Source organism: Chryseobacterium contaminans (genome assembly GCF_001684955.1).
Classification (GTDB): Bacteria; Bacteroidota; Bacteroidia; order Flavobacteriales; family Weeksellaceae; genus Chryseobacterium; species Chryseobacterium contaminans.
The window spans coordinates 1-1,498 of sequence record NZ_MAYF01000205.1 but is presented as its reverse complement, the minus strand read 5'-3'; the positions used below and the strand labels follow the sequence as shown (position 1 = coordinate 1,498).

Annotated in this window: 1 protein-coding gene and 1 pseudogene; both read left to right on the top strand. The window is 35.0% G+C overall.

Features of this window, described 5'->3' with window-relative positions; translation table 11 throughout:
* Positions 1-180 precede the first annotated feature (180 nt).
* A complete protein-coding gene (locus tag BBH99_RS11725; protein WP_066695734.1) occupies positions 181-882 on the top strand; it encodes a GIN domain-containing protein in 702 nt (233 codons plus the stop codon).
* Between the two features lie 253 nt (positions 883-1,135).
* Positions 1,136-1,498 (top strand): annotated as a pseudogene (locus BBH99_RS11720) (phospho-sugar mutase); the annotation flags it as partial.

The window sequence follows — 1,498 nt, the reverse complement described above, 5'->3', positions numbered from 1 at the left end:
ACAAAATATAGCTTGTTGTTAAAAACCAAAAAATTGAAAATTATCAGGTATTTTATTGCCAAAAGACAAAGATTTTTAAAAATTTTAATCCTATTTTTGTTAAAAGATATTCTTGAAAGACCCGAAAACTTTCAAGGAAACAGATCATAATGATCGTCAGTAGAATATTTAAAATTAAATATGAAAAAAGTACTATACACATTGATGCTGGTTGCAGTAGTTTCCTGTGGGAAAGTTTCCCCAAAAGGAAATATTGAAAAGAAAGATGTGGACGTTCCGGAATTTGTAAATCTGGATCTTAACGGGAAATTCCGTGTATTTTATGCCAGAGGACCCAAGAATTTTGTGGAAATAGAAACCTATCCCAACGTTGCCAGTAATCTGGACGTAGAGGTAAAAGACAAAACACTTACCATCAAGGAAAAAAGAGGAACAAAAGGGGTAGATTTTTATAATGTAACCATCTATTCAAAATATAATCTTGAAAAAGTATCTGTTTCAGACTCTGTTGAGGTGAATATTTCAAGCGAAATTAAAACCGATAATTTCAGACTGAATATGAAAAACAATGCAAGTTTCATGGGTTCTGTTAATACCAGAAGAGCAGAAGTGGAAATGCATAACAGAAGCCGTGCTAACTTCTTAGGATTATCCAAAGATGCAGTGATAAAAATTTCTGATACTGCAAGCCTCATTGCGCCTTACTGGAAAATTACCAATCTGAATATCGATTCTAAAAATGGAAACTATGCTGAGGTGAATGTAAAAGATTCTTTAAAAGGGAATATTCAGAACACTGCAAAATTTGTCTATTATAATGATCCGATCAGAGCATTTAAAGTAGAAAAGACAACGAAAGTTGAAAATAAGAAATTGGATTAAAAAGTTGGAAGATGGGAGTTGGAAGCTGGAGGTGCTTTTAGTTTACCAAACTTCATTTTCACTTTTTCATTATACAAAAAGAATAATTAAATAAAAGGCAGAAGTCTGAATTAGGGAATGCAATATCTTCCATCTCCCGGCTTCCTACTTCCCGCCTCATATAAAACAAAATAATAAATCAAAAGCTGAATGGTTAAACTGGGACAAAAACAACCTCCCTCTTCCAGCCCCCAGCTTCCAAACTAAACTAAATATGAACACATTAGAAAAAGCGAAACTTTGGTTAAGTGAGACCTTCGATGAAGAAACGAGAACGGCAGTACAGGCATTAATCGACAGCAATTCCCCGGATCTGGAAGATTCTTTCTACAGAGAACTGGAATTCGGAACAGGAGGAATGCGTGGAATTATGGGAGTAGGAACCAACCGCTTAAATAAATATACATTAGGACAGGCAACTCAGGGATTGGCGAACTATATGCTTCAGCAATTTAAAGGAGAAGAGATTAAGGTGGCCATTGCCTATGACGTTCGTCACAACTCAAAAGAATTCGGAAAACTGGTAGCAGATGTTTTAACAGCAAACGGAATTAAAGTGTTGCTTTTCAAGGATCAC